Source organism: Streptomyces sp. NBC_00459, from assembly GCF_036013955.1.
Taxonomy (GTDB): Bacteria; Actinomycetota; Actinomycetes; order Streptomycetales; family Streptomycetaceae; genus Streptomyces.
This window is the reverse complement of the sequence record NZ_CP107903.1, coordinates 1,373,960-1,399,064: the sequence shown is the minus strand read 5'-3', so window position 1 is coordinate 1,399,064 and position 25,105 is coordinate 1,373,960. Positions and strand designations below refer to the sequence as shown.

The 25,105-nt window shown below is 69.9% G+C and carries 27 protein-coding genes and 2 pseudogenes; 14 read left to right on the top strand and 15 right to left on the bottom strand.

All coding sequences use genetic code 11. From position 1 onward, the window contains the following. Positions 1–151: 151 nt before the first annotated feature. A complete protein-coding gene (locus OHN74_RS05950; RefSeq protein ID WP_327693484.1) occupies positions 152–856 on the bottom strand; it encodes a hypothetical protein in 705 nt (234 codons plus the stop codon). A gap of 337 nt (positions 857–1,193) precedes the next feature. On the opposite strand from OHN74_RS05950, the gene OHN74_RS05945 reads away from it, so the two are divergent. Further along, the gene (locus OHN74_RS05945; protein WP_327693483.1) at positions 1,194–1,502 is read left to right on the top strand and encodes a hypothetical protein; all 309 of its coding nucleotides are present in this window, start codon (positions 1,194–1,196) and stop codon (positions 1,500–1,502) included. A 125-nt stretch (positions 1,503–1,627) separates the two neighbouring features. On the opposite strand, the gene OHN74_RS05940 is transcribed toward OHN74_RS05945, so the two are convergent. From OHN74_RS05940 to OHN74_RS05925, 4 genes and pseudogenes are all read right to left on the bottom strand, one after another. Continuing rightward, entirely contained in the window at positions 1,628–2,041 is a 414-nt protein-coding gene (locus tag OHN74_RS05940) for a VOC family protein (RefSeq protein ID WP_327693482.1), read from the bottom strand. Beyond that, on the bottom strand, positions 2,038–2,622 hold the full coding sequence (locus tag OHN74_RS05935) for a dihydrofolate reductase family protein (RefSeq protein WP_327693481.1): 585 nt from the start codon (positions 2,620–2,622) through the stop codon (positions 2,038–2,040). Before OHN74_RS05935 ends, OHN74_RS05940 begins: the two co-directional genes overlap by 4 nt. Positions 2,623–2,807: 185 nt before the next feature. Then, positions 2,808–2,996: pseudogene (locus tag OHN74_RS05930) on the bottom strand (IS256 family transposase); the annotation flags it as partial. Positions 2,997–3,141: 145 nt separating this feature from the next. Further along, a complete protein-coding gene (locus OHN74_RS05925; protein ID WP_327693480.1) occupies positions 3,142–3,393 on the bottom strand; it encodes a hypothetical protein in 252 nt (83 codons plus the stop codon). Between the two features lie 328 nt (positions 3,394–3,721). On the opposite strand from OHN74_RS05925, the gene OHN74_RS05920 reads away from it, so the two are divergent. Both OHN74_RS05920 and OHN74_RS05915 read left to right on the top strand, forming a co-directional pair. After that, a complete protein-coding gene (locus OHN74_RS05920) occupies positions 3,722–4,483 on the top strand; it encodes a GNAT family N-acetyltransferase (RefSeq protein ID WP_327693479.1) in 762 nt (253 codons plus the stop codon). A 115-nt stretch (positions 4,484–4,598) separates the two neighbouring features. After that, positions 4,599–5,022, top strand: a pseudogene (locus OHN74_RS05915) (DUF4291 family protein); the annotation flags it as partial. Positions 5,023–5,061: 39 nt separating this feature from the next. On the opposite strand, the gene OHN74_RS05910 reads toward OHN74_RS05915, so the two are convergent. From OHN74_RS05910 to OHN74_RS05900, 3 genes are all read right to left on the bottom strand, one after another. Further along, entirely contained in the window at positions 5,062–5,898 is an 837-nt protein-coding gene (locus OHN74_RS05910) for an MBL fold metallo-hydrolase (protein ID WP_327693478.1), read from the bottom strand. Between the two features lie 148 nt (positions 5,899–6,046). Next, positions 6,047–6,340 carry a DUF1905 domain-containing protein gene (locus OHN74_RS05905; protein WP_327693477.1) on the bottom strand — a complete coding sequence of 98 codons (294 nt, stop codon included), beginning with the start codon at positions 6,338–6,340 and terminating at the stop codon, positions 6,047–6,049. A gap of 32 nt (positions 6,341–6,372) precedes the next feature. Continuing rightward, the gene (locus tag OHN74_RS05900) at positions 6,373–6,612 is read right to left on the bottom strand and encodes a hypothetical protein (protein WP_327693476.1); all 240 of its coding nucleotides are present in this window, start codon (positions 6,610–6,612) and stop codon (positions 6,373–6,375) included. 19 nt (positions 6,613–6,631) lie between these two features. On the opposite strand from OHN74_RS05900, the gene OHN74_RS05895 reads away from it, so the two are divergent. Next, positions 6,632–7,375, top strand: a complete 744-nt coding sequence (locus tag OHN74_RS05895; protein ID WP_327693475.1) for an SDR family oxidoreductase — start codon at positions 6,632–6,634, stop codon at positions 7,373–7,375. Positions 7,376–7,470: 95 nt separating this feature from the next. Here OHN74_RS05895 and OHN74_RS05890 read toward each other — a convergent pair whose 3' ends face one another. Further along, positions 7,471–7,650: a hypothetical protein gene (locus OHN74_RS05890; protein ID WP_164417975.1), complete on the bottom strand. Its 180-nt coding sequence runs from the start codon at positions 7,648–7,650 to the stop codon at positions 7,471–7,473. A gap of 110 nt (positions 7,651–7,760) precedes the next feature. Next, positions 7,761–8,636, bottom strand: a complete 876-nt coding sequence (locus OHN74_RS05885) for an undecaprenyl-diphosphate phosphatase (protein WP_327693474.1) — start codon at positions 8,634–8,636, stop codon at positions 7,761–7,763. Positions 8,637–8,987: 351 nt separating this feature from the next. Between OHN74_RS05885 and OHN74_RS05880 the strand changes: the two genes are divergently transcribed. The 3 genes from OHN74_RS05880 (at position 8,988) to OHN74_RS05870 (ending at position 11,943) form a co-directional block, all read left to right on the top strand. Then, entirely contained in the window at positions 8,988–10,283 is a 1,296-nt protein-coding gene (locus tag OHN74_RS05880) for a Gfo/Idh/MocA family protein (protein ID WP_327693473.1), read from the top strand. After that, positions 10,280–11,215, top strand: a complete 936-nt coding sequence (locus OHN74_RS05875) for a PmoA family protein (protein WP_327693472.1) — start codon at positions 10,280–10,282, stop codon at positions 11,213–11,215. Before OHN74_RS05880 ends, OHN74_RS05875 begins: the two co-directional genes overlap by 4 nt. A 113-nt stretch (positions 11,216–11,328) precedes the next feature. After that, on the top strand, positions 11,329–11,943 hold the full coding sequence (locus OHN74_RS05870; protein WP_443060540.1) for a cupin domain-containing protein: 615 nt from the start codon (positions 11,329–11,331) through the stop codon (positions 11,941–11,943). A 34-nt stretch (positions 11,944–11,977) separates the two neighbouring features. Here the strand turns inward: OHN74_RS05870 and OHN74_RS05865 are convergent, their stop codons facing one another. Then, the gene (locus tag OHN74_RS05865) at positions 11,978–12,763 is read right to left on the bottom strand and encodes a TVP38/TMEM64 family protein (RefSeq protein WP_327693470.1); all 786 of its coding nucleotides are present in this window, start codon (positions 12,761–12,763) and stop codon (positions 11,978–11,980) included. Positions 12,764–13,235: 472 nt separating this feature from the next. Here OHN74_RS05865 and tuf point away from each other — a divergent pair, with 472 nt between their 5' ends. Both tuf and OHN74_RS05855 read left to right on the top strand, forming a co-directional pair. Continuing rightward, entirely contained in the window at positions 13,236–14,405 is a 1,170-nt protein-coding gene (tuf, locus tag OHN74_RS05860) for an elongation factor Tu (protein WP_327693469.1), read from the top strand. 155 nt (positions 14,406–14,560) lie between these two features. Beyond that, on the top strand, positions 14,561–15,352 hold the full coding sequence (locus OHN74_RS05855; protein WP_327700008.1) for a spermidine synthase: 792 nt from the start codon (positions 14,561–14,563) through the stop codon (positions 15,350–15,352). 40 nt (positions 15,353–15,392) lie between these two features. Here OHN74_RS05855 and OHN74_RS05850 read toward each other — a convergent pair whose 3' ends face one another. Both OHN74_RS05850 and OHN74_RS05845 read right to left on the bottom strand, forming a co-directional pair. Beyond that, a complete protein-coding gene (locus OHN74_RS05850; protein WP_327693468.1) occupies positions 15,393–16,691 on the bottom strand; it encodes an MFS transporter in 1,299 nt (432 codons plus the stop codon). A 106-nt stretch (positions 16,692–16,797) separates the two neighbouring features. Further along, positions 16,798–17,892: a hypothetical protein gene (locus tag OHN74_RS05845; protein ID WP_327693467.1), complete on the bottom strand. Its 1,095-nt coding sequence runs from the start codon at positions 17,890–17,892 to the stop codon at positions 16,798–16,800. An 86-nt stretch (positions 17,893–17,978) separates the two neighbouring features. Here OHN74_RS05845 and OHN74_RS05840 point away from each other — a divergent pair, with 86 nt between their 5' ends. The 3 genes from OHN74_RS05840 to OHN74_RS05830 all read left to right on the top strand — a co-directional run bounded on the left by OHN74_RS05840 (position 17,979) and on the right by OHN74_RS05830 (position 21,829). Then, positions 17,979–18,416 carry a DUF4442 domain-containing protein gene (locus tag OHN74_RS05840; protein ID WP_327700007.1) on the top strand — a complete coding sequence of 146 codons (438 nt, stop codon included), beginning with the start codon at positions 17,979–17,981 and terminating at the stop codon, positions 18,414–18,416. Between the two features lie 631 nt (positions 18,417–19,047). Beyond that, the gene (locus tag OHN74_RS05835) at positions 19,048–20,940 is read left to right on the top strand and encodes an RICIN domain-containing protein (RefSeq protein ID WP_327693466.1); all 1,893 of its coding nucleotides are present in this window, start codon (positions 19,048–19,050) and stop codon (positions 20,938–20,940) included. A gap of 241 nt (positions 20,941–21,181) precedes the next feature. Then, positions 21,182–21,829, top strand: coding sequence for a DedA family protein (locus OHN74_RS05830; protein ID WP_327693465.1), 648 nt, complete (start codon positions 21,182–21,184; stop codon positions 21,827–21,829). 52 nt (positions 21,830–21,881) lie between these two features. Here the strand turns inward: OHN74_RS05830 and OHN74_RS05825 are convergent, their stop codons facing one another. Further along, the gene (locus OHN74_RS05825; RefSeq protein WP_327693464.1) at positions 21,882–22,409 is read right to left on the bottom strand and encodes a gamma carbonic anhydrase family protein; all 528 of its coding nucleotides are present in this window, start codon (positions 22,407–22,409) and stop codon (positions 21,882–21,884) included. A gap of 108 nt (positions 22,410–22,517) precedes the next feature. Between OHN74_RS05825 and OHN74_RS05820 the strand changes: the two genes are divergently transcribed. Beyond that, positions 22,518–23,297 (top strand): acyltransferase, encoded by a 780-nt coding sequence (locus tag OHN74_RS05820; RefSeq protein WP_443060539.1) that lies wholly within the window; start codon positions 22,518–22,520, stop codon positions 23,295–23,297. A gap of 120 nt (positions 23,298–23,417) precedes the next feature. Here OHN74_RS05820 and OHN74_RS05810 read toward each other — a convergent pair whose 3' ends face one another. Then, the gene (locus OHN74_RS05810; RefSeq protein ID WP_327693463.1) at positions 23,418–24,275 is read right to left on the bottom strand and encodes an EamA family transporter; all 858 of its coding nucleotides are present in this window, start codon (positions 24,273–24,275) and stop codon (positions 23,418–23,420) included. Positions 24,276–24,441: 166 nt separating this feature from the next. On the opposite strand from OHN74_RS05810, the gene OHN74_RS05805 reads away from it, so the two are divergent. Continuing rightward, on the top strand, positions 24,442–25,014 hold the full coding sequence (locus OHN74_RS05805) for a helix-turn-helix domain-containing protein (RefSeq protein WP_327700005.1): 573 nt from the start codon (positions 24,442–24,444) through the stop codon (positions 25,012–25,014). Positions 25,015–25,105: the final 91 nt, after the last annotated feature.

The window sequence follows — 25,105 nt, the reverse complement described above, 5'->3', positions numbered from 1 at the left end:
CCGGCCACGCGCGGCAGGCAGTCGCCCGCGCGGGCCAACCAGCGTGCGGCCAGGGATGCGTGGCGCTTGGCTCACGAAAAGTCTGTGAGGACGGCTTGACATGGGTCTCACCGTCGTTCCCTGCGGACCTCAAGTCGGTACGTTCCTAAGATCACTTGGAGGTCGTCGGATTACCAATCCTGTCCATCTGTGTCTTGATGATCTCTTCCGGTACGACAGCCGGCCCCTTGGACCTTGCCGCTCCGGGGCGGTTGAACGCGTAGAACATGGCGACCGTCGCCCCTTGCCGAACGGCCACCACGGCGTAGGGAACTCGGACGGGCTCGTCGTCCTCATCGAACGCCGCGAGTTGTGTGAGCCGCAGAGACACGGATTCATCGCCGTAGCCGGGGTCGGGCTGGAGTGCGACCTCGTCGTAGCGGAAGCCCACCCCGATGTCCAAGAAGGTCTTGCATCGCTCGGCGGCCGTGCGGAGTGCGTCGATCACCCGAGCGGCGTCCCCGGAACTGTGGGACGCAAGGATCACGGAGGTTCCGGGGCCGTGCTCCTTCGGGAACATCGTCCGGCCGATGCGCGCGGTGGCTACGAAGCCGCTGCTTCCCCCCGTCGCCTGAACGACGGGCGCGCATTCGGCAGGATCCGCCGTCCGGCGAGACGCCATGGGAGCAGCCAGGGTCTGTTCGACCTCGTAGCCGTCGAGATCCGCGACGGTGATCGCTACCCGCTCCAGGTCCGCCTTGCCCAACGGCTTGTCCTCTGCGCCGGCCGTCCTGGTCTCTTCCGACTCCGACGCTGCACCTGCCCGGGAGCCCTGCCCCGACTCGCATGCGGAAAGCGCGCAGAAGGTCATGAGCATGGCAATAGCAATGCCGACCCGTGATTGGCGAACCACTCTCATCCCCACCCGTTCCTGTGTGAGCGCGCACAAGTGCCCGTCGGCTCAGAAGTACTGCCCGAGCTCTTCACTTGGCTCACAGCATCGAGCAGCAGACTAGATCGTCAGATCGGGAGGCGGAACGGGTTTTGGGGCTGAGGGACGATGCGCGTAGTTCTGTCCCGTTGGGAAAACGTCTGTGAACGCGGCTTGACATGATCATCAAGCCGCGTTCACAGACCCCAACCGCCTTACTGACGGGATGCCCCGGACACAGTTCGCCGCATGGGGCACCGGCAAGCGTGTGCGAAGGTGCGGCATGATCCAATATCTGCGGTTCTTCTTCGAGGCCGGTGTGGACACCCCGCTGTGGCCGGAAGAGATGGACAGCCCGTACGGCTACCCCTGTGATCTGTCGCGCCTGCCGATCAGCCAGGAGACCCAGAACGAGTTGGCGAGACTGAGCCAGTGGTACCAGTCGTCGATCGACTGGGACTATCCGCCGGATCCGTCTCCTTGGCCCGACGAGGAACTTCAAGTGTTCAAACAGCAGGCGCATGCGGCATTGGAGGTCCTGCGCCGCGAGTTGGGTGAGGGTTGGATCGTCCGGGACGAGAGCCTTTTGTGAGAAGCGGTACCGTCCCCCGGGGCGAGCGACCGACAAGACCTGTGGGACGGGGACGGGAATGACGCTGCGCGTCGCGCTACGGCCGCGTCGAGGGGAGCGTCGCCACCCCGCTCACCGTGACCACCTCAGGAGAAGTCTGCTGCGGTGATGCCGTCGGGATGTCCGAACGGCCACTCCACCAGCTCGATCCGGTAACCGTCCGGGTCAGTGAGCCACGACGTCTTCGGGCCGTGAGGGCCGCCTGGATACTGAACACGCTCCGGCTCCAGGCCGGCTTCGGCCAGCGTCCTCAGGGTGACAGTCAGCGTGTCCACCTGGATCGCGAGGTGGTCGAATCCGCTGCCCACGTCGACACGTCCGTCGGCGGGACGGTGGACCAGTTCGAGCGAGGCCGCCGGTTCGCCGGGGAACTTGAGGATCACGAGGCGACTTCCGTCGCCGATCTCGACTCTGCCCAGTTCTCCGTAGCCCAAGGCGGTGTAGAAACCGAGCGAGCGGTCCAGATCGGTGACGCGGTAGGAGACGAAGAGCGTCTTCATGCGGCCTCTCCGGGGCGGCGCACCTGGTAGCGGAGGTGCGTGACGTCTCGATCCTCGAGCCGTCGGACGAGGTCGAGTTCGATGTGATCACCACCGAGGTGGTCGAACAGCCGTCGGCCGTCCCCGAGGAGGACCGGAATCAGGTGGATCTCCATCTCGTCCAGCTGCCCGGCTCGGAGAAGCCCTTGGGCCGCTCCCGCCCCATGGACCATGACCGGCCGGTCCCCGGCGGCGGCGCGAGCCTGACGGGCGCATTCCTCGACGTCGGTGACGAAACGCGCGTGGCCGGGTGGCACGTCCCCGTCATCCACGCGGTGGGTGAGGACGAAGATCGGCACGCCGTCGTGGTGGTCGCCCTGCCAGCGCCCGGCGAGTTCGAAGGTCCGTCGGCCGGAAATCACGGCGCCGGTCGCCAGCGCCTCGCGGTACACCTGGCCGCTCGGACCGTCGGACTTCCGGTCGTCGAGCCAGTTGAAAAGCCGCCCGCCGTCGCGTCCGAGCTCCTGGCCCGGCCGATCGTCCGGCCCGGCGATGTAGCCGTCGAGCGACATCGACATGTACAGCCGAATCGGATTGTGCATCCTGGCCTCCCTCTCTCCTCCAAGACACCGGGACCCGCCGATTCCTGATCCACCGACGGGGCGGGCATGTCACGAAGAAGACTTCAGGCAGCCGGCAGACTCATCGGTCTGACCCGTCGGCCTGCTGCCCCGGACGGCGCGGGCAGGGGAGTTGCAGTCAAGATCCGTGGATGAATCGAGGTCGTTCAGGCCACGTGGCTCTCGGGGCGTTCGACGAGGTGGCTGCGCTCGAAGCGGGCTCCGGCACGGACGAGAGCGACGAGGTGAGGTGCGTAAACGGCTCGTCGGCGGGCCTGGGTGGATTCGACGGGCATGAACACCATCGCCAGGGTGGCCGCGCGGGAGCCGGCCCCTTCGGTGACCTCGGTCCGTAGCATCCGGTCGCGAAGGTCTACCCGACCGGATGCGCGGGAGTACGAGCCTTCGACATCTCTCCCTCCGGGGAGAGATCTTCGTCGCGACGAGCAGTGATGCATCTCTGTGCACCCGCCGTCCTGAGCACAGCAACGGCAGCGACGCTCAGCGCTGTACTGCCCTGCTTGCCGAGTCACCACTGATGACAAGGATCTGCTGCTCGGCGTCCCGGCGGACAAGGGCACCAGGGCCGGAAGTCTTGTTCACCCGGATCCCGGTCAGGGCGGTGCTGCCCGGCAAGGAGGTGGCCCTGACCAGTCCTTCACCCAGGGCCACAGCGCTTGCCAACCGCATCAGCTCATCCGCCGACGCGGCGAGGTCCACTTCGCCGGACCCGGGGTCGGAGACCAGTCTCATGGGCGTCCCTCCTTCGAAATCGGACTCCTATGATGCCTCTCTGTCAAGATCGTCCGACGTGTGTCCGGGACCGTGCAGACGACCCAACCGACGGGACACATCAAAGCTGCTCGTAGGGCTCTTCATTCATGTCAGCGAGGGCTTGCTCCAGAGAGAGGTCTGTGAACAAGGCTTGATATGGATCAAGCCGTCGTTCCTATGGATGATGTACCGCTGTGTCGGCGGCCACTTCACATTCCCCAAGTACGGCCAGATACGTGATCACAGGCAGTGATCGATGAGGGCTGGGTCACAGCGGGCCTCCAAGAACGCCTGGTAAGCACGGCGTATGGAGGAACTTGCACGGCTCAGCGATATCGAGCAGGCCGCGGCCGGCGACGGACATCTGGTCTGGGCCGCCCAGGGACAAGGCGGTGACGGCCTGGGGTCGGGGGTACGGGCCTGGTGCCACGGCGCGGCGCTGGCGGTGGCGAGCCCGAACCCTCAACAGGACCGGCTTGCGGTCAAGGGCGACGGCGTCGACGTGGCCGTGTTGGTCCGGCGGATCCTGGAGGAGATCGGCCCGTCCTACCGAGTCTTGGGGGAAGCTGCCTTGATCGATGCGCTGGTTGGGCAGTTGCCCAACCTGGCGCCGGTCCACAACTTTTTCTGGATGGAGGCCACGTCCCCATCCGGTGCCGCCGCCGCAGGCGTGCGGTGGCTGAACGCCCGCGAGGAGAAGGAGACGGCCTCGCTGTTCGACCGCTTCTTCCCTGACTCCTACGCGCAGCCGGGACGCGCGGGCATGCGCCGCTGGGCGGGGGTCGTCGGCGAGGTGGACGGCAGCGTCGGGGCGAAGCCGCTGGCGGTGGCGGCGGACGCGTGGTCCGCGGCCGGGTGCGGGTTCATGGGCGGGGTGGTCACCCACCCTGCCGCCCGCGGGCGGGGTCTTGCGCGGGCCGTGTGCGGCTTCGTCGTGGACGCCCTCGTCAACCAGCACGGCCGCGCCGCGCTCATGGTGCTCACCGGTAACGCGCCGGCCATCGCCACGTATGAACGCCTCGGCATGGCCAAGCGCCTGTTCGGGGCGGCGCACATCGCGGCCCGGTGAGGCCAGGGCTCCACCGTGGCAAGCCGACGCGGGCCCGCTCACCCGGAGTGATCACTGGCGGCCAGATAACTCCCCGCTAACTGGCCGCCAGTGAGGAATCCCGACTGTCCGCTATCACCGCTGCTGCTGGGGCATGAACGCCGGGCAGGAGACTGTCCTCGCTGTCGAGATCAGCGGTGAGCGCTTCGAGTGGGCGCTGCGCCATGCGTGCCTGTCGGGCTACGTCCGCGGGGTGCACCCCGACCGAGCTACCTGGCAGCGCCAGTCGAAGCGTGCGCCGGCCCGTGTGCAGTGGGATCCCGAGCGGGACCTGCGCCTCCGGCCCCTGCCGTACCGGTCCTTGCAACTGGGGCTGTCCGGTGAGGCCGTACGACGCTACGCGGACGAGTGGACGGTCGCCATCCGCGACGTGACGCCGCTCGCCCACGAGATCCACGCCCTCGTCAGCGCAGGAGACTTGGACTCCGCCGGCCCGGCTGCTGCTCCAGGAGCGGCCTTGTCCCGTTGGCGAGGAGCCTCTTGGCCATTTCCTGGGGTGACTCCTGGAATGACGGACCGAGTCACCTGGCGGTCGACCGTCACACCGGGCTGTCGGGTGGGGGCTGTTGCCCGCCACCAGTGGGTTCGAACCCGGCCAGCATCTGCTCCAGCGCAGCCTGGTCCGGTCCTGTGAACGCCGATTCTCCTGGTGCCGAGCCCAGCGTGTCGATCATCGCTCCGGTCATTCCGGGGGCCGGCGGCAGATGCGTGGAGAGGACGAGTTCCGGATTCAGGTCCTGCAGCAGCCGGAAGGTGTCGAGGAACTTCTGGACATCCACGTTGTGCACCCACGGGCTGTCGACCGTGGCCCACAGCAGTTGTGCGGCCCGGAGGTCCTCCACGCCGACCGCGCGGACATCGTCGGCGTGTGCCAGTTCGGCACTGGCCATCGGCCCACCGAAGCAGTCGGAGCTGAAACAGACGCCCGACCGGTCGTCGAAGAGGCCTACGGTGGCCGGGTTGTCGAACAACGGCGGCCTGAACCCCGTGAGGGTGCGGTCGCCGACGTCCAGGCTCTGACCCGGGTTGAGCAGATACAGACGATCGAGCGGCAGCGGCCGTTCGCAGGACATGAGCCCGGCGGAGAGAAAAGTGGTCACGACACGTGCCTCGGGTGCCGCGGCGAGAAGGTCGAAGATTCCACCCGTGTGATCACGATCCGGGTGCGTGAGCCAGATCCATCGCACATCGGCCGGATCCACCACGGAGCCGACCGCCTCCAGGAAGTCGCGGTCGGGCAGCCCAAGTCCCGTGTCGATGACGACGGGTTGCGCGGCGAGCAGTACGAAGGCGTTCACCGGGAGGTGCCCGATCCCGGGCACCTCAAGGCTGTCGTTCAGAACCCTGATGTCCGGGCGAACCTTGTGAACGGACATGTCGCATCTCCACGTCCCCCCGGGGGCGGTGATCGCGCCGCGGCCTGCCTTTCCATCGTCTCCCCTTCCCCGGGGCGTCGCATCCCGGCATACGGGCATCCCGGCCCCATACGGGGGCGGACGCGGGCGCCGAGGAGTCGCACGGCGATCATTGTCTGAGAGCGACAGTCATCCTCACGGTCACGTCGTCCCCTGCTGCGAGGTGGCTCTGCTTGCGTACAGCGGCCTTGAGGGGCAGCAGGTAGCCGCTGTCCTTGGGGAAGAGCGACGTCCGGAAGACGACCTCGCCGATCCGGGCCTCCACCGGGATCACGCCCCAGCCGTAGGTGACCATTGCGGCCACCTCGCGGATGTCGGCGGACTCCTCGTCCGGCACGGGAACGAAGTAGTACGGCGACGGCCCGCGCCATTCGATCACAGGCCCGGAAAAGATCAACTCCATCGGACCAGTCTCCTGCCGAGACGGCGGCCACGTCACGTGATCGGCGCGACGAAGGATGCCCAGGGTGCCTGGAAGCCGCGGTTGAGGCGGGTATCGGTGCGGGTGCGGTGGGTCCGGGAGTTGGTCCCCGGAGGGTGATCCGCGGCTCGGTACGCCGACGAGTGCATCGTCGGGATCGAGCACGTGCTCGCGCAACTGCGACCGTAGAGGGCGTAGAAGACGCAGAAGACGTAGAAGGCATTGAAGACGTGGATGACAGGGTGCGGAGCCACTCGATATGGAGGTACGCCCATGAGCGGGTCGTCGGTCACGGTGGTCACGGGTGGGAGTCGGGGGATCGGTGCCGCGACCTGTCTGCGGCTCGCGGCGGACGGTCACGATGTCGCGGTGGGGTACGTGCGGGACGTCCGGGCCGCCGAGTCGGTCGCGGCGGCGGTGCGGGAAGCCGGAGCGCGGTGTGTGACCGTTCGGGTCGACACCTCGGTCGAGGCGGAGGTGGACCGGCTGTTCGACCTGGTGGAGGAACTGCTCGGGCCGGTCACTGGGTTGGTGAACAACGCCGGAGTGACCGGCCCGTTGGGCAGGCTGGCCGACGCCGACCCCGCCGTTCTGCGCCGTGTCGTGGACGTCAACCTGCTGGGCACGCTGCTGTGTTCGCGTCGTGCCGCGCGTTCCATGACGGCTCGGGGGACCGGTGTGATCGTGAACGTGTCCTCGGCGGCTGCCACTCTCGGCAGCCCCGGGGACTATGTCCACTACGCGGCGACCAAGGCGGCTGTCGACGCGCTGACCGTGGGCCTGGCGAAGGAACTCGGTCCGGACGGCGTCCGGGTCAACGCGGTCGCGCCGGGCATCATCGACACCGACATGCACGCGACGATGGGTGACCCGGGCCGGGCGGAACGCGTGTCCCCGGCGATTCCGCTCCGCAGACCGGGGCTGGCCGAGGAAGTCGCGGCCGCCATCGCCTGGTTGATGTCCGCGGAGTCCTCGTACACGACGGGAGCTGTGCTGCGGGTGTCGGGCGGGCGGTGACGCTGCGTGGCCGGAAGGGGAGGGCGGACGGCGTACGAATCAGTGGTGCGGGGGAGCGGGACAGGCGCCGTGCACTCCAGGTGCCCGCCTCGCGGTCAGGCGGCCTCGATGATCTCGCCGCGTATCGCCGCGGCCCACCTGACCACCAACAGCTCGTACTCCTCCCGCTCTTGGGCCGAGAGGGATCCGCCCGCGCGGAGCCAGAGCGCACGGATCTGCTCGTTCAACGCAGCAGCAGACCGCACGGAACCAGGGGCCAGGGAATCGGGGGACATGCGCACCAGCGTAGGCGCAAGGACTGACACTGCGCTACCAGGTGGCTACGCGAACGGTATGTGGTTGGTCACGGTCGGATGATCATCCGTCATGTGTGCCGGTCAGGGCGTCAGCTCGACGACTCCGCCGCGTGCGGGCTCAGGGCGCCCGTCGCCACCAGGGCGATGATCACGATGCCCAGGACGATGCGGTAGTAGACGAACGGCATGAACGACTTGGTCGAGATGAACTTCATGAACCATGCGATCACGGCATATCCGACCGCGAAGGCGATCACCGTCGCGAAGGCCGTCGGGCCCCAGGAGACATGGCCTCCCTCCGACGCGTCCTTGAGCTCGAAGACACCCGAGGCGAGTACGGCCGGCATGGCCAGCAGGAAGGAGTAACGGGCCGCCGCCTCACGGGTGTAGCCCATGAACAGACCACCACTGATGGTCGCGCCGGACCGGGAGACGCCGGGGACCAGTGCCATCGCCTGGCACAGGCCGTAGATCAGGCCGTCCCGTACACCCAGGTCCTTGAGGCCCTTGCGCTCCTTGGCCGCCCGGTGCTTCCCGCCGGTCTCGTCGCGTGCCGCGAGGCGGTCGGCGATGCCGATGACGATGCCCATCACGATCAGCATCGTCGCCGTGATCCGGAGGTCGCGGAAGGGGCCTTCGATCTGGTCCTTGAGCGTGACCCCGAGAACGCCGATCGGAATCGATCCGACGATCACCAGCCACCCCATCACCGCGTCGTGGTCGCTGCGCATCTCCTTGTTGGTGAGCGAGCGGAACCACGCCGAGAGGATCCGCCCGACGTCCTTGCGGAAGTAGATCAGCACCGCCGCTTCCGTACCCAGCTGGGTGATCGCGGTGAAGGCGGCCCCCGGGTCCTTCCAGCCGGAGAACGCGGCCGTCAGGCGCAGGTGCGCACTGGAGGAGACGGGGAGGAATTCGGTCAGCCCCTGGACGAGTCCGAGGATGAGGGATTCAAACCAAGACATGAAGTTACGTGGTCCAAGCGCTGATCGTGGAAGGGCCGACGGACACACCCGGCCGTCGCGCGCGACAGCGAAGGACAGCGGAGAGCAGGTGTGTTGGGGGCAGCCTAGCGGCCCCCGGTGACAGGGCGAGCACAGGGGCCGGGGTCAAGGGGTGGTAAAGGGCGGGGTTCTCCATATTGTGCGTCCGCGCGGTCCATCCCGTGGACACCCCCGTCGTGGTGTTGACCGGCCGCTTGGGCGGAACATACGTTGCCAGCGAAGAGAAAGCGCTTGCTGCCCCCGGGAGGGTCCGGAGTCATCACGCGTTGGCCCACGGCAGACATCGCGTCCGATGGAGTGCTGATCACGCACATGACCACACCCGCAACCAGTCCCGACACGTCCCCCGCCTCCCCGGGGCGATCCCGGGCCGCCGGCACTCCTGCCGACCTCACCTCACTCGCCCCTCTCCCGCCGCTCACCGGCCGTCGCATCAGGGCCGCAGTCATCGGGGCTGGCGCCATCGGGCGCGGGTCGCATCTTCCGGCGCTCGCCGAGCTGGCCGACGAGGGTGAGACGGAGGTCGTCGCCGCCGTCGACATCAACGCCGACGCGGTGAAGGCGTTCTGCGCGGAGAGCGGGATTCCGCACGCGTACACCGACCTGGAGCAGATGCTCCGGGAACAGCGGCCCGACCTGGTGACCATCTGTACGCCGCCCACCCTGCACCGTGAGCAGACCGTGGCCGCGCTGCGCGCCGGGGCCTGGGTGTGGTGCGAGAAGCCGCCGGTGCCGACGCTCGCCGACTTCGACGCCATCGAGGAGGAGGAAGGGCTCGGGGGCGGACCGTACGCCTCGATCGTCTTCCAGCACCGCTTCGGCTCGGCTTCGACCCACGTACGGCGGCTGCTCGCCGAGGGGGCCCTGGGCCGGCCGCTCGTGGCGCACTGCCAGACCACCTGGTACCGCGACACCGCCTACTACGCAGTGCCCTGGCGCGGGCGCTGGCAGACCGAGGGCGGCGGGCCCGCGATGGGGCACGGCATCCACCAGATGGATCTGCTCCTGGATCTGCTCGGGCCGTGGAGCGAGGTGCGGGGGATGGCCGGACGGCTCGTCCATGACGTCGAGACCGAGGACGTCTCCACGGCGCTCGTCCGGTTCGCGAACGGCGCGCTGGCGACCGTCGTCAACAGTGTGCTCAGCCCCGACGAGGTCAGCCGTATCCGCATCGACTGCGAGCGGGCCACCGTCGAACTCACCCATCTGTATGGGCACTCCAACGCCAACTGGACGATCACCCCGGCGCCGGACGTGCCGGAGGCGGAGGTGGCCGCCTGGCGTGACTTCGGGGCGGATGTGCCGAGTTCGCACCTCGCGCAGCTGCGCGAACTGGTCGCGAGCATGCGCGCCGGGGAACGGCCGCGCAGCAGCGGGGCGGACGGGCGGACCAGCCTGGAACTGATCACCGCGCTGTACAAGTCGGCCTTCACGGACACGACGGTCAAGGCCGGCGACATCGGCCCCGGCGACCCCTATTACGTCGCGCTGCACGGCGGTGCTCCCGGCTGGGCGCCCGCGATCGACGACGATGGCGACGAGGATGGCGATGTTCCCGGATCCGCCACCCAGTTCGTTACCGAATCCACCGAGGAGGCGTCCGCGTGACCACGTCCGAGGACCTGCGCATCGTGCACGCGCACGGCGACCGCATCACCGTGACCGAACCCGTCACCGGGGTCGAGCTGTTCAGCTACGTGTACGGGGCCGAGGCGGCCTGGGAGGCGCCGAAGCCGTATCTGCACCCGATCCGGACGCTCGCCGGAAACGTTGTCACCGACTACCGGCCCAACGACCACCGTTGGCACAAGGGCCTCCAGCTGACGGCCTCGCACCTGTCGGGGGCGAACCTCTGGGGCGGCAACTCGTACGTCCACGGTGAGGGCTATCTCGCGCTTCCCGAGCGCGTCGGTTCGATGGCCCACGTCGGCTTCGACGAGGTCGCCTCGGACGCGGGACGGGTCGTCATCGCGGAGCGGCTCACCTGGCACCCGTACAGCGGGGAGCTGTGGGCGGAGGAGTCGCGGCGGGTCGAGGTGCACGACGTCGATCCGGCGGCGGGTTCCTGGGCGCTGACCTGGACGAGCGCGATCACCAACCGGCGTGACGAGCCGCTGCTCTTCGGCAGCCCGACCACCGCCGGGCGCGAAGCGGCGGGCTACACCGGCCTGTTCTGGCGCGGACCGCGTGCCTTCCGGGACGGTCGTGTCCTCGGCCCCGACTCCGAGGGGCCGGGCCTGATGGGCGAGCAGGCGCCGTGGCTGGCGTACTCCGGAGAGTTCGACGGTGCCGACGGCCACGCCACGCTGGTCTTCGCACACGCGCCCGAGAACGATCACCTGGGGGCCGAGGGCGCGCATCCCGCCCACTGGTTCGTGCGCAACGAGCCGTTCGCCGCCGTCGCTCCCTCCTGGGCCTTCTACGACGAACTGGAGCTCGCGCCCGGCGACACGCTCACCCGCCGCTACCGGGTCGTCGTCGCCGACGGGGAGTGGGAGCGCGAGGGCGTCGCCAAGTACCTGGAGGAGCACCCGTGGTGAGCCCGGGGCCCGGGGGAGCGGCCTTCGCCGGTCTGCCGGGCGGCGTCGCCGTCTCGCATCTCTCCGTCTACGACTGGCCGGCTGTCGACGGTGTCTGCGGCGGAACTCCCCATATGCACCTGACCTGTTCGGAGGCGTACGTCGTCACGGGTGGGCGGGGCGCGGTGCAGACGCTCACGACGTCCGGGTACGAGGAGACGCCGCTCGCCCCCGGCACGGTCGCCTGGTTCACGCCGGGCACCATCCACCGGCTGGTCAACGAGGACGAACTGCGCATCACCGTCCTCATGCAGAACAGCGGGCTGCCGGAGGCGGGTGACGCCGTGCTCACGCTGCCGCCGCCGTACCTGACCGACCCGGAGACGTACGCCGCCGCGACCGTGATTCCGGCCGACGCGCCCGTGGCCGAACAGGAGCGGGTCGCCCGGGCCCGGCGCGACCTGGCGCTTGAGGGGTACCGGGCGTTGCGGGAGGCGGAGGGACCGGAGGCCCTGGCCGCCTTCCACGAGGCCGCGGCCGCTCTCGTACGGCCCCGGCTCGCCGACTGGCGCGAGCGCTGGCGGCGCGGTGCCGAGGCGGCGGCCGGCGCCACGGGCGAGCAGCTCGACCGTTTGGAACGGGGTGACACGTCCCACCTCGCGGAGGCCGCGGTACGGGCCGAACAGCCTTCGGCGCGTGGGAAGTTCGGGATGTGCGGGCGGCTGGACGTGTACCGGGGCACCTCCTGAGGGGGTGCCTGTACGGCTTCCTGAGGAATCAGTGTCAGTGCCCGCGCAGGTGGTGTCGCTTGCGCCAGGCAACCACGGCGCCCACCACGGCCGGTACGGCGATGAAGGCCATCGCGATCAGGAAGGCGGGGGAGGTGGGCGACGAGGCCCGGGCCCCGGCGACGACGTACGCGGCGGTGTTCGGGACGGACCCGAGAGCCGTCGCGAGCAGGAACGGCAGCCAGCCCATGCGGGAGACGGCGGCGCAGTAGTTGGCGGCCCAGAAGGGCACCCCGGGGAACAGCCTGGCCGCCATCATCGAGCGGAAGCCGTGCCGACTGAGCTGGCCGTCCGCCGCCTGGAGCCAGCGGGCGCGCAACAACGGGCGCAGCGCGTCCTGGCCCAGCACACGGCCCAGACCGAAGGCGGCGCCGGCGCCCAGGACCGTGCCCGCGAGCGCGGCGGCGAGACCCAGCTGGGAACCGAACAGCGCGCCCGCCGCGAGGTTCAGCAGCGGGCGTGGCACGAACGCCACGGTGCACAGCCCGTACGCGGCCCCGAAGACCACCGCCGCGACCGCTCCGCCGACCTGGGGAGGCCAGCCGTCGGCAAGCAGCCGCTGCGGTTCGAAGAGGAGGACGCACGTCGCCGCGGCGCCGAGCAGCAGCACCAGGAGCGACAGCCGAGACCACGGTGAGAGCAGTGCTCTCGTGTAGCGCGCGGCGAGGCCGCCGGCCGGGGCGACGACTATGACGGCGGGGGAGAGCGGGGAGAGCTCCGTGGCGATGGCCGGGGGAGTGGCCGTGGCGGTGCCCCCAGAGCGGGTGGTGGCATCGAGCATTCGGCGACACTAACCGACGAGTATGTGTGATCGCCGTATGGTTGGTCCCAACGGTGGAACAAGCGGGGGGACGACCGGCGCGCCGGGTGACACGTGCGCCCACACCCTGCGGAAACGGCATGTCGTGACATGCGCCACTGCGGCGGGGTTCTCGTGCGCCGAGGTCCCGTTCCGCCCCTGAGTCCCCGGTCCGCGGAAAACCATTCGACGTGCGGCGACGCGTCGGCGAGGATCGGCCTCATGTTCCGGTACGCCTTCCTCCTCGCAGCATCCGCAGTCGCGGATGCCCCGAAGGCTGCCGTCCCGATCATCGTGGCAGTCGTCGACGGCGCCCGAAGCTGACCCTTCCCGGATCGTCCGGCGGACCCCGCAGGGGGAGGGTCGGCGCACTTCCTCGGGGTCCCCGTCCCGGCCGCGTTCTCCGCGCCGGGGCCATCACTCAGTACCGCTGAAGAGGCTTCGAGGTACCGCCATGTCCAAGACGGCATACGTCCGCACGAAACCGCATCTCAACATCGGCACGATGGGTCACGTCGACCACGGCAAGACGACCCTGACCGCCGCCATCACCAAGGTGCTCGCCGAGCGCGGCTCCGGCACGTTCGTCCCGTTCGACCGGATCGACCGCGCCCCGGAGGAGGCCGCTCGGGGCATCACCATCAACATCGCGCACGTGGAGTACGAGACCGACACCCGGCACTACGCGCACGTGGACATGCCGGGCCACGCCGACTACGTCAAGAACATGGTCACCGGGGCCGCGCAGCTCGACGGGGCGATCCTCGTCGTCTCCGCGCTCGACGGCATCATGCCGCAGACCGCCGAACACGTCCTGCTGGCCCGGCAGGTGGGCGTCAACCACATCGTCGTCGCCCTCAACAAGGCCGACACGGGGGACGAGGAGCTGACGGACCTCGTGGAGCTGGAGGTCCGCGAACTGCTCACCGCGCACGGCTACGGCGGCGACGCGGTACCCGTCGTACGGGTTTCCGGCCTCAAGGCCCTTGAGGGGGACCCCCGTTGGACGGCGTCGATCGACGCGCTGCTCGACGCGGTGGACACGTATGTGCCCATGCCCGAGCGGTACGTGGACGCGCCGTTCCTGTTGCCGGTCGAGAACGTGCTCACCATCACCGGCCGCGGGACGGTGGTCACGGGCGCGGTCGAGCGCGGCACCGTCCGGGTGGGTGACCGGGTCGAGGTGCTGGGCGCGGACGTGGACACGGTCGTCACCGGCGTGGAGACCTTCGGCAAGCCCATGGAGGAGGCGCAGGCCGGGGACAACGTGGCGCTGCTGCTGCGCGGGGTGCCCCGGGACGCGGTCCGACGCGGGCACATCGTCGCGGCGCCCGGCAGCGTCGTACCGAGCCGGCGTTTCTCCGCGCAGGTGTATGTGCTGTCCACCCGTGAGGGCGGACGTACGACGCCGGTCGCGACGGGGTATCGGCCACAGTTCTACATCCGTACGGCGGATGTCGTGGGTGATGTGGACCTCGGTGAGGTGGCTGTCGCGCGGCCCGGGGAGACGGTCGACATGACCGTCGAACTGGGGCGTGAGGTGCCGTTGGAGGCGGGGCTCGGGTTCGCCATCCGTGAGGGCGGGCGGACCGTGGGGGCGGGGACCGTGACAGCCGTCGTGTGAGGGTGGCGGATGTGTGTGGGGGGCTGCGGGCCGGTTGTGGCTGGTCGCGCAGTTCCCCGCGCCCCTTCGCGGCGCCTCGCCACAGGCACAATGAAGAAGTGAACGAGGAGTCGATACCCGTTGCCCGTGCCGTCGATCACGGGTTCGCCAAGCTGATGCCCGACGTCGACCGTGAGCGCGCCTGGCTGCTCACCGTCGACGGGGCGCCTCAGTCGTACGTCGATCTGGATGAGCCGACGCATCTGGAGTTCGAGTACACGCGTCGGCTCGGTCATGTACTGGACACCCTTGCGGAGCCGGGGCGGGCGCTGGACGTGCTGCACCTCGGTGGGGGTGCGCTCACGCTGCCCCGGTACGTCGCCGGGACCCGGCCCGGGTCCCGGCAGGACGTCGTCGAGGCCGATCGCGGGCTGCTCGACCTGGTTGTCGAACACCTTCCGCTTCCCGACGACGCGGGCATCGCCCTGCACGTGGCCGACGCCCGTGCCTGGCTCGAAGCCGCACCGCAGGACTCCGCCGACGTGCTCGTCGCCGACGTGTTCGGCGGCTCGCGCGTTCCGGCGCATCTGACGTCCCTGACGTACGCGGAAGAGGCCGAGCGGGTGCTGCGTGGCGACGGCGTCTACCTCGCCAACCTGGCCGACGCCGCGCCCTTCGCCTTTCTGCGATCCCAACTCGCCACATTCTCAGCGGTGTTCGAGGAGCTGGCGCTGATCGCCGAACCGGGCGTCCTGCGCGGCCGGCGCTTCGGCAACGCGGTGCTCGTCGCCTCGCACCGCCCCCTGGACCCGGCTGCCCTGGCCCGGCGGGTCGCCTCCGACGCCTTCCCGGCCCGGCTCGAACACGGGCCCGCGCTGAGGGACTTCATCGGGGGCGCCGCACCTGTCCGGGACGAGGACGCGGTGCCGTCACCGGTGCCGCCACAGGGAGCGTTCGGCATCGGGTGAGGCTCGGCGGGCTCGGTGGTCGAGGGCGGTGGAACGGTCGTCAGCCGCCGGTGCTCTCCAACTCGCCCTTCACCGGCGTGTCCTGGGCGTCCCGGGTGACCTTCCTCGTGCGCCGGGTGAGGTTTCGTACGTCCCGTACGGACAGGGCTCCCGCGGTCACCACCACGATCAGGACCGCGCAGCCCCACAGGGCCGGCGTGCGGCCGAAGGTGTGTTCCGCCGGGCCCGCCAGTGCCGTGGCGAGCGGGAGCATCGCGACCGAGCCGAACCAGTCGTACGCGGACACGCGGGAGAGTTTGTCCTCGGGGATCTCCTGATGCAGCGCGGTCATCCAGCTCACGCCGAACACCTCCTGCGTCACGCCGGTCACGAACATCACCGCGCACAGCACGGCGATCGGCACCGGTACGGCCAGCGCGGCGGCCGGCAGGGCCAGCGGGAACACGCAGAGTGTGCCGGCGAGCAGCAGGCGGCGCGGTTTCCAGCGCATCATCAGCACGGCCCCGGCGACCGTGCCGGCCCCGAACATGGCCAGTGCCAGCCCCCATGGCCCGGCCCCGCCGAGACTGTCGCGGGCCACGAGCGGACCGTAGACCGACTGGGCGGCGGCGATGACCGCGTTGGCGACGGCGAACTGGACGACGATCACCCACAGCCACGACCGTCCGGCGAACTCCCGCCAGCCCTCCCGCAGATCGGCGAGCATCCCGCCGCCCGGCCCGCGCGCCGGGATGTGACTCACGTCGAGGAAGGAGCGCAGCGCCCCGGCGACCGCGAACGCCACCGCGTCCACCGCGAGGACCCAGCCGGGCCCGAGTACGGCGACCATCGCGCCGCCGACAGCCGCGCCGCCGAGTGCCGCGCTCTGCATCGCCATCCGGAACACCGCGAAGGCGCGGGCGGCCTGGTCGCCCTCGACCGAGGACAGCAGCATGCCCTCGGCCGCCGGGCCGAAGAACGCCTGCCCGGTGCCGCCGAGTGCCGTCAGGAGCATCATCTGCCACAGCTGGGGCTCCCCGGCCAGGACGAGCACCGCGAACGCCGCCTGCGAGAGGCAGTTGAGGGCGTTGGCGGCGACCATCACGTGATGCCGGGGGAGCCGGTCGGCGATCGCGCCGCCGATCAGCAGGAACAGGACCAGCGGCAGCGTCCGCGCCGCCGCCACGAGACCCACGTCACCGGCGTCGCCGCCCACCTCGAGGACGGCGAACGCGGCGGCGATCGTCGCCCCGTGGCTGCCGAGGTTCGTCACGACCGCCGAGGCGGTCAGCAGCCTGTAGTTGCGGCCGGCCCAGGAGGGGCGGCGCGGGCGCGGGGCGGGGGAGTCGGGGGAGGTCACCGGGCGACTATCGCGGCCCGCCGCCGACTTGCCAATCGATTTCCGACCCGACGCGACCGCTTTCAGCCGGTTACCGGCGCCCGCCGCGCCCCGCCCCGCAGGTTCCTCACGCCCCCGTCGGGTCCCCGTGCAGCCGTACCGTGCTCAGGATCTGCATGACCGTCTTCTCGGAGACCTCATCGGGGACACCCGTGGCACCGTAGAGGCTCCACGCCACGTAGTCGCCGACCGAGTTCTTGAAGCCGAAGGTGATGGCCTTGCCGTCGCTCGCGCACTTCCCCGTCTGCGGTGTGTTCTTCGAGTGGGCCCGGGCGAAGCTGCCCTTGATGCCGGATTTGGTCGTGTACGGCGTCGCCTTCTCGTCGAGGACGAGGCTCTTCTTGTCCGGCTGTGTGTAGCCGCCGTAGACCCACCAGGGGACCTGGTTCACAGCGACCTCGTCGGCGTTCTTCGCTCCGCTCGCGCCCTTGGTGCCCACGGCCGCGAGTGCGGTGTCCGACGTGCGCCCGTCCTTGTCGTCGTCCGACACGCACCACTTCGACTTGTAGTAGGCGGGCGCCGACATGGTGATGAGCGGTTTGGCGCCGGCCGTGGCGTTGTCGTCCTCGAAGCCGATCAGCGTGCCAGGCGTCTCCACCTCCCAGTCCGCCGGCACGTCGAAGGCGGTGCCCCACTTCGGATTCACGACCACCTTCCAGCCGGCGACGGTCGGCTTCTCGGCCTGGGAGTCCCGCGGGTTGTCGTCCGAGGCCGGCGCGGAGGCCGAGCCGCTCGGGTCCGCGGGCGTCGAGGCGGGCGTCGAGGCCGGCGCGGACTCGCTGGACTGCTTGTCCTTGTTGTCCGAGCCCGCCTCCTTGTCCTTGTCGCCGCCCAGGACGAGGAAACCGGTCACCCCGGCCGTGATCACGACAGCGGTGGCCGCGACGATCGCGGTGATCTTCGTACGGTTTCCGTCTCCGCCCCCGCCCGGCGGGGGCTGCGGCACGCCCGTCGGTGTCGGAGCGCCCCACCCCGGCTGCTGTTGCGGCGGCTGTGGATGGGGGTTTGGCTGCGGATACCCCGTCTGTTGGTATCCGGGCTGCTGGTACGGGTTCGGTTGCTGATAGCCCGGCTGCTGGTAGGGATTGTGCGGCGGGACCTGCGCGTGCTGCGGGTCCTGCGGGTTCTGCTCGCCCCCGGGCGGCTGCTGTTCTGGCCACATGGCCGGTAACGATACGGCGGTCGGCGGGCTGTATCCGGTCAGCATTGGCTACCGACGGGTAACATGTGGACATGAGTGCAGAGCGGATGTCGATCGGTGAACTTCTCACCGCCACGGTGCCGATGGTTCGCACGCTGAACCTCGAGTATCTGGAGACCACTCCGGAGAAGGCCGTGCTGGCTCTGCCGGACCAGGAGGAGTACCGCAACCATGTCGGCGGACCGCACGCCGGCGCCATGTTCACGCTCGGGGAGTCGGCCAGTGGAGCTGTCGTCCTGGCGGCCTTCGGTGAGCAGCTGTCCCGTGCCGTACCGCTGCCCGTCACCGCCGAGATCGCGTTCAAGAAGATCGCGCTCGGCCCCGTCAGGGCCATCGCGACCCTCGGTCGCCCGGTCGCCGAGGTCGTCGCCGAACTCGACGAGGGCAAGCGCCCCGAGTTCCCGGTGACCGTCGCCATCCAGCGCGAGGACGGTGCCGTCACCGGTGAGATGACCGTCATCTGGACCCTCCGTCCGAACGGCTGACGGCCTCCCCTCGGTGCTTCACCGGCTCTCGGGGCCCACCACGACCCGGCAGGTCCACGGACCTGCCGGGTCGTGGTCCTTCGGGCCGCCATCCGGCTGTGGCGGCCGGTGTCGGGGGTCAACTCCCTCAGGGTGTAGAGCGGTTGGGCCTGGATGCCCCGGCTGCGCGGCGACGCTCTCGACGCGCTGCGTCCCATACCGTCCCCAGGAGGCCGGAAGTTGAAGATTGTGTGTGCCATCCGGGTGCTCATGCACACAACTCGGCGGGCGACCGGGGTGCAATTTCGAATGCCGGTGCGGATACCGCCGGTAACACATCTGAATTCTCTTCGTTTTGAACTTTGGTCACTCGGACTGCTTGTTTATGGTGAGACGTGTGTGCGAGTGTGAGCCAACTCGCGCGGGGGCGGAGGTCAGACCCCCTTTTCCCGCTCGGGATTGTGTGCCGGTCGACCCGAAGTCCCACAGCTGACGAGTCGTAGGTACGCACCAATCACGCATCTCTTTCCCGTGGATGTGCAATTCGCTTGTGCCGTCCTGCGGCTTGGAAGGAATTGGGTCTGTGCAATCCCCTCACCCCCCGCGTCCGCCCTACCCCCCTCGTCCTGGGGCGAGCCCGGCTGAATCCGACATGAACCTCGCCGCCCAACTGCGCGGGCGAGTGGAGGGCGAGAGCGCGTACGCCGTCGCGATGCTACTGGCACGGCACTGGCAGTCCACCTACGACTATGCGGCCATCTGTCTGGCGGCCGAGGGAGACCTCGCCGGCATGGCGGCCACGTCGGCCTTTCACCGGGTGTTCGGGCGGCTGGAGCGCAGCGAGTCGAATCAGGCCCTGCGGCCCCAACTCCTCGTGGCGGTACGGGAGACGGTCCGGGAGTGGTCCGCCGAAGACGGTATTTCGGTGGTGCTCCCGGAACTCCGCAAACCCACCGGCGCGCGTGGTCTACGCGCGGCGAGGGCACGGACATCCGAAAAGCGGGTACTGGCCGAGCGGTCATTCCGTGCCCTGCCGAGAGCGGCTCAGTGTCTGCTCTGGCACACCGAGGTCGAGGCCGAGCCCATTTCCACAACGGCCGGTCTGTTGGGGGTGGACTCCACAAGCGCTTCGGCGGCACTTGAGCAGGCCCGCGAGCAATTCCGCTCCACCTGTGTACGTGCCCATCGCGAACTCGCGCCGACCAATGAATGCCGCTTCTACAACCGCCTCCTCGATGTCTCGATCCGACGCGGCGGTGCCCTGCTGCCCGATGTCGAGCAGCATCTGCTGACGTGCCCGCACTGCCGGCACGCCGCCGAGCAACTCGGTTATTTCGAGGGCGAACTCGGCACTCTCCTCGCCGAGGCGGTGCTCGGCTGGGGAGCCCGGCGCTATCTCGACTCCCGCCCGGGGCGCGGCGGCCAGGGTGCCTCTCCCCGCGGCCCGGCCGGCCGGGGCGGCGGACGCGCCGGTGGCCGCCATCGGCTCATGGCCCATCTCCCGCTGCCCGACGAGCGGTTCGTCCTCCCGGGAAGGCGGAGGCGTGCCGTGGCTGTCGGAGTCGGCGCCATGTCCTTCGCGCTGCTCGCGAGCGTGCTCGGCGCCCGCAACTGGACGGGCGAGAGCACCATGCCGACGGCCACCTGGGGCATGGCGAGCGGCTACTCGGCAGCCCCGGACACCGACTCCCCGAGCCCCGACGACCACGGGTCGGCCTCCCGGCCGCAGGCCGACGGCTCGCCGCCGGCCACCCCTGCCGCCTATCCCGGTGAGTCGGAACGCGGCAGGCTGCGCCACGTCGCCACGAACCTGTGCCTGGACATCCAGGGTGACCGGGTAGTGGCCGGCTCCGGGACGCGGCTGGCCGTGTGCTCGGCCGCCGAGACCCAGCAGTGGTCGTACGAGTACGACGGACTCCTGCGCAGCCTCGCCGACCCCAGCCTGTGCCTCGACTCCCACGCCGGTGACGGAAACGTGGTTCTCTCCGGCTGCGTCGGGTCCCACGCCGACGACGTTCGCTACGACATCACCTTCCAGGGCGAACTGCTGCCCCGCTGGCGCGAGGAACTGGCCGTCGCGCCCGTCTCGTTCCGCGCCGGCGCGGACGTGGTGGTCAAAACGAGGTCCGGGACGGCGGAGGAGATCTGGGCCTTCGCCTCCAAGTCGTCCGCGCCCGACGATTCCGCCGAGAAGGGCGTCCGGCAGGACGGCGACAAGGACGCGAAGAACGGCGAGTCCGGACCGCGGCAGAAGGAAAAGGGGAAGGGCGGTCCGGAAGGCAAGCAGCAGGGGCCCGAGCTCGATGCGGGAGACGGGACTCCGGGATCCGGCGGGTCGCCCGCGCCCTCACCCTCACCCGAGGCTTCCTCGGACCAGCAGTTCCAGACCCGGTACGTCACGGACGACAGCAACGAGCAGTCCGCGCCCGTTCCGGCGGCGGCCCTGCCGCCGCAGCCGCAGGGTGCGATGGAGCCGGTCGCCGGCTCGGTGGTCCAGGCGGTCGGCTCGATCAAGGGGGTTGTCAGTGTGCTGATGCCCAGATGACTGACACGAGTCATTGTCGGCCACCGTGCAGGAAGGAGCCCCAGTACCGGACCGTCTGCCGGGACAGGCGGGAACGCCCTCGGCGTGACCACCGCACAGGAACACCAGTGCGATCCGTGGGCTGCGCAGGAGTCCTCGGTGTCACCCTGACCCGGTAGGCTTTCGGCGTGCGCCCGGGGCCGGGCGCACGCCGGGGACGCAGACGTGCCGGGCGTACGGCGAGATCGGAAGGAAACCGGCGTTGCACGTGCAGGAATGGCTGGAGACGATCCCCGCGGTCAGCATCTACGCGCTGGTGGGACTGGTCATCGGGCTGGAGAGCCTGGGCATTCCGCTGCCGGGCGAGATCATTCTGGTCTCCGCCGCGCTGCTCGCCTCCCAGCACGGGGAGATCGACCCGTTCGTCCTCGGCGCGTGCGCGAGCGCCGGCGCGATCATCGGTGACTCGATCGGCTACGCCATCGGCCGCAAGGGCGGTCGGCCGCTGCTGGCCTGGCTCGGGGCCAAGTTCCCCAGGCACTTCGGGGAGGGACACATCGCCACCGCCGAGCGGTCCTTCGAGAAGTGGGGCATGTGGGCGGTCTTCTTCGGCCGCTTCGTCGCACTGCTGCGGATCTTCGCGGGGCCGTTGGCGGGTGTGCTGCACATGCCCTACTGGAAGTTCCTGATCGCCAACGTGTTCGGTGGGATCGTCTGGGCGGGCGGGACGACCGCCGTCATCTACTACGTCGGGGTCGTCGCCGAGTCGTGGTTGAAGCGGTTCTCGTGGCTCGGGCTGGTCCTGGCCGTGCTCATCGGTCTGACCTCGATGCTGGTGCTCAAGCGCAAGGCGAAGTCCGTTTCGCGGGAAGCGGAAGCGGAAGTGGAGACCGTGGGGGCTGCGGAGTGACGTAGGGCGCGGGTCCGCAGATCGACACGGCCCGCACCCCTGGGCAGGTGCCCTACTCGTGGATCTGACGGTGGGCCTGTGCCAGTTCCGCGTAGTGCGTGCCGTTGAGAGTCACACCCTGGCGCTCTTCCTCGGTCAGCTCCCGGCGTACCTTCGCCGGCACCCCCGCCACCAGTGAACCCGGCGGGACCTGCATGCCCTGCGGTACCAGTGCCTGTGCCGCCACCAGGGATCCCGCGCCGATCACCGCGCCGTTCAGTACCGTCGCGCCCATGCCGATCAGGCAGTCGTCCTCGACCGTCGCGCCGTGCACCACCGCGTTGTGGCCGACGGAGACGCGCTCGCCGATGGTCACGGGGAAGCCCGGATCGGCGTGCAGCGTGCAGTTGTCCTGGATGTTGCTCCGGGCGCCGACGGAGATCCGCTCGACGTCGCCGCGCAGCACCGCCCCGTACCAGACGCTCGCACCCGCCTGAAGGGTCACGTCCCCGATCACCGAGGACGTGGGCGCCACGAACACGTCCCCGTCCAGCTTCGGTTCCCTGCCGCCGATGCCGGTGACCAACGCCTTGTGCGTCATTTCGCCTCCTGGTCCTCAAGTACGTCAGACCGTACGCCACCCGCCGTGGGGCGAAGATCACAGGTGTGCGGCATGCTGGGCCCGCTCGGCCGTGAGTACGGTGTGCGGGTGCCCAAGCCCAAGAACACGTTCTCGTCATGGCGGCGTCGGCTGGCGCAGCGCGCGGTGCACGCGGGCTGGGCCTGGGTGCAGCGCACGGGCTCCGTCACCGCCGAGAACCCCGGGCGGCTGGCCTTCCGGGCGATGGGAACAGGTACCAGGCTCGCCTTCCCGCTGGGCACCGTCTTCGGTGAACCCTGGATCGAACTCGGCTCCCACTGCATCGTCGGCGAGCAGGTGACCCTGACGGCGGGCCTGATGCCGGACCTCGACCTCGGCCCTGACCCCATCCTGCGCATCGGCGACGGCGTCGTCCTCGGCCGCGGCAGCCATGTCATCGCCGACACGACGGTCACCATCGGCAGCGACTGCTACTTCGGCCCCTACGTGTACGTGACGTCCACCAACCACTCGTACGACGATCCGCACGAGCCCATCGGCAAGCAGTGGCCGCGCATGGAGCCGGTGGAGATCGGCCCGGGCTGCTGGATCGGCACCGGCGCGGTGATCCTGCCGGGAGCGCGGATCGGGCGGAACGTGGTGGTGGCTGCCGGTGCGGTGGTCCGCGGGACGGTGCCCGACCACTCGGTGGTGGCGGGGGCTCCGGCCAGGGTCGTACGCCGCTGGACGCCGGCCGGGGGCTGGCGGCCACCGCTGCGGACACCGGCCCCCACACCGATACCGGAGGGGACCACCCCGGACCAGCTGCGGGCGTTGGCGGAGCTGGACGAGGGGGCTGTGGCGCGGCTGGCGGAGCTGGGACGCGCCGCGGACCGGGCCGAGTCCTGATCCGGCGGTGAGCGGTGCCTGACGCTCCGCGGGTAGTGCGGTGTGGACTCCGCGGGTTCGGTGGGGGCTTGTCGCGCAGTTCCCCGCGCCCCTGAAGGGCGCCCCTTCGGGGCTGCCCGTTCAGCCTGTCGCCAACAGGAGCGTGCCCACGAGCGCCAGGCCCGCGCCGGCCGCCTGGACCGCGCGCAGGCGTTCGCTGAGGAATCCGCGTGCCGCCAGGGCGGTGACCACCGGGTAGAGCGAGGCGAGGACGGCGGCCACGGTGACCGGGCCGTGCTGGGCGGCGATCGAGTAGGTGCCGTTGGCGGCGACATCGGCGAGGCCGACGAAGCCGAGCGCGGGCAGCATGCGCCAGGGGAAGCCGCCCGCCGGAAGGGCGGCGCCGCCACGCCTGACCGAGACGTACAGCGCGGCGCCGCCGACAACCACGTTCGTCACGCGCTGCACGAAGAGGGCGAGGAACAGCCCCGTGAGCGTGGTCGACGCCTCCGCGATCAGGGCGAACACCGTGCCGAAGCCGAATGCCGCGAGCAGGCTGAGCAGGATCGCCTGCCGTTGTACGGGCGCGCCCCTGAGCTGCGGTCCGCCCGCGAGCACGACCCCCACCACGGCGACCGCGATCCCCGCGAACTGGAGCAGCCCGGGACGCTCGCCGAGGAAGAGCCCGACGCTGATGGGCACGGCGACGCCGAGGGAGCCGAGCGGGGAGACGACCCCCATCGGGCCGAGGGCGAGTGCCTTGTAGAAGGAGAGCAGGGCCACCGGTCCGGCGACGCCCGCGGCGACCGCGAACCAGAGCCTCGGACCTGCCTCGCTCCAGCCGCCGGTCAGGACCACGATCGTGCCGAGCACGACCGCCGCGATCGACTGCGAGACCACGACCACCGTCAACGCGGGCACACGCCGGGTCAGCAGGCCGCCGCCGAAGTCGGCCAGCCCCCAGAGCAGGCTGGTGACCAGGGCGAAGAATGCGGTCATGAGGACGCCTCGCAGTACAGTGGAGTGAACAGTTCGGTGCACCACACGGTAGTGCAAGAAATTGAACTTTGTCATTCAAAATCTTGCACTCAGGAGAGTGCGGCAGGATGAGGCACCGAAGACAAGGCCGAAGACAAGAGTGTCGGACGAGAACTTGGACGGAACGTTGTCGGACCTCGACCTGCTGACCCAGTCGTTGGCGCGCAGCGTGAAGCGCTGGCGCGCCGAGCGCGGTTTCACCCTGGAGGCGCTCGCCGCCCGTGCCGGGGTCAGCCGCGGGATGCTCATCCAGATCGAGCAGGCCCGCACCAACCCCAGCCTCGGCACGGTCGTGAAGATCGGTGACGCGCTCGGCGTCAGTATCACCACCCTGCTCGACCACGAACAGGGCCCGAAGGTCCGCGTCATCGCCGCCGACCAGGCCGTACGGCTGTGGCACACCGACGCCGGCAGCTACAACCGGCTCCTCGCGGGCACCGAGGCACCGGGACCGCTGGAGCTGTGGGACTGGCACCTCATGCCCGGCGACAGCAGCCCCTCCGACCCGCACCCCGCGGGCACGTTCGAGATCCTCCACGTCACGGCGGGCGAACTGACGCTCACGGTCGACGGAGTCGAACACCGTGTCCCGACGGGCGCGAGTGCCACCTTCGAGGCCAACGTCCCCCACACATACGGCAATGACGGCGCCGAACCGCTGGAGATGCTGATGTCGGTGTCGGTCCCGCCGGTGAGCTGAGACGCCCGGCCGGACCGGCGGCCCACGGCTGTCGGCGTGCCGTCATACGCGCCCCCATCGGAGACTTCGACACCGCCACCCCCGCCCCGGA

Excerpts from the sequence above, each read along its gene's own strand:
- OHN74_RS05910 (WP_327693478.1), bottom strand. The coding sequence starts at position 5,898 with ATGTCCGTTCACAAGGTTCGCCCGGACATCAGGGTTCTGAACGACAGC.
- OHN74_RS05835 (WP_327693466.1), top strand. The coding sequence starts at position 19,048 with ATGAACCTCGCCGCCCAACTGCGCGGGCGAGTGGAGGGCGAGAGCGCG.
- OHN74_RS05890 (WP_164417975.1), bottom strand. The coding sequence starts at position 7,650 with ATGTCCCCCGATTCCCTGGCCCCTGGTTCCGTGCGGTCTGCTGCTGCG.
- OHN74_RS05920 (WP_327693479.1), top strand. The coding sequence starts at position 3,722 with ATGGAGGAACTTGCACGGCTCAGCGATATCGAGCAGGCCGCGGCCGGC.
- OHN74_RS05845 (WP_327693467.1), bottom strand. The coding sequence starts at position 17,892 with ATGTGGCCAGAACAGCAGCCGCCCGGGGGCGAGCAGAACCCGCAGGAC.
- OHN74_RS05840 (WP_327700007.1), top strand. The coding sequence starts at position 17,979 with ATGTCGATCGGTGAACTTCTCACCGCCACGGTGCCGATGGTTCGCACG.
- OHN74_RS05950 (WP_327693484.1), bottom strand. The coding sequence starts at position 856 with ATGCTCATGACCTTCTGCGCGCTTTCCGCATGCGAGTCGGGGCAGGGC.
- tuf (WP_327693469.1), top strand. The coding sequence starts at position 13,236 with ATGTCCAAGACGGCATACGTCCGCACGAAACCGCATCTCAACATCGGC.
- OHN74_RS05865 (WP_327693470.1), bottom strand. The coding sequence starts at position 12,763 with ATGCTCGATGCCACCACCCGCTCTGGGGGCACCGCCACGGCCACTCCC.
- OHN74_RS05885 (WP_327693474.1), bottom strand. The coding sequence starts at position 8,636 with ATGTCTTGGTTTGAATCCCTCATCCTCGGACTCGTCCAGGGGCTGACC.
- OHN74_RS05940 (WP_327693482.1), bottom strand. The coding sequence starts at position 2,041 with ATGAAGACGCTCTTCGTCTCCTACCGCGTCACCGATCTGGACCGCTCG.
- OHN74_RS05855 (WP_327700008.1), top strand. The coding sequence starts at position 14,561 with ATGCCCGACGTCGACCGTGAGCGCGCCTGGCTGCTCACCGTCGACGGG.
- OHN74_RS05925 (WP_327693480.1), bottom strand. The coding sequence starts at position 3,393 with ATGAGACTGGTCTCCGACCCCGGGTCCGGCGAAGTGGACCTCGCCGCG.
- OHN74_RS05825 (WP_327693464.1), bottom strand. The coding sequence starts at position 22,409 with ATGACGCACAAGGCGTTGGTCACCGGCATCGGCGGCAGGGAACCGAAG.
- OHN74_RS05870 (WP_443060540.1), top strand. The coding sequence starts at position 11,329 with ATGCACCTGACCTGTTCGGAGGCGTACGTCGTCACGGGTGGGCGGGGC.
- OHN74_RS05935 (WP_327693481.1), bottom strand. The coding sequence starts at position 2,622 with ATGCACAATCCGATTCGGCTGTACATGTCGATGTCGCTCGACGGCTAC.
- OHN74_RS05880 (WP_327693473.1), top strand. The coding sequence starts at position 8,988 with ATGACCACACCCGCAACCAGTCCCGACACGTCCCCCGCCTCCCCGGGG.
- OHN74_RS05810 (WP_327693463.1), bottom strand. The coding sequence starts at position 24,275 with ATGACCGCATTCTTCGCCCTGGTCACCAGCCTGCTCTGGGGGCTGGCC.
- OHN74_RS05945 (WP_327693483.1), top strand. The coding sequence starts at position 1,194 with ATGATCCAATATCTGCGGTTCTTCTTCGAGGCCGGTGTGGACACCCCG.
- OHN74_RS05905 (WP_327693477.1), bottom strand. The coding sequence starts at position 6,340 with ATGGAGTTGATCTTTTCCGGGCCTGTGATCGAATGGCGCGGGCCGTCG.
- OHN74_RS05895 (WP_327693475.1), top strand. The coding sequence starts at position 6,632 with ATGAGCGGGTCGTCGGTCACGGTGGTCACGGGTGGGAGTCGGGGGATC.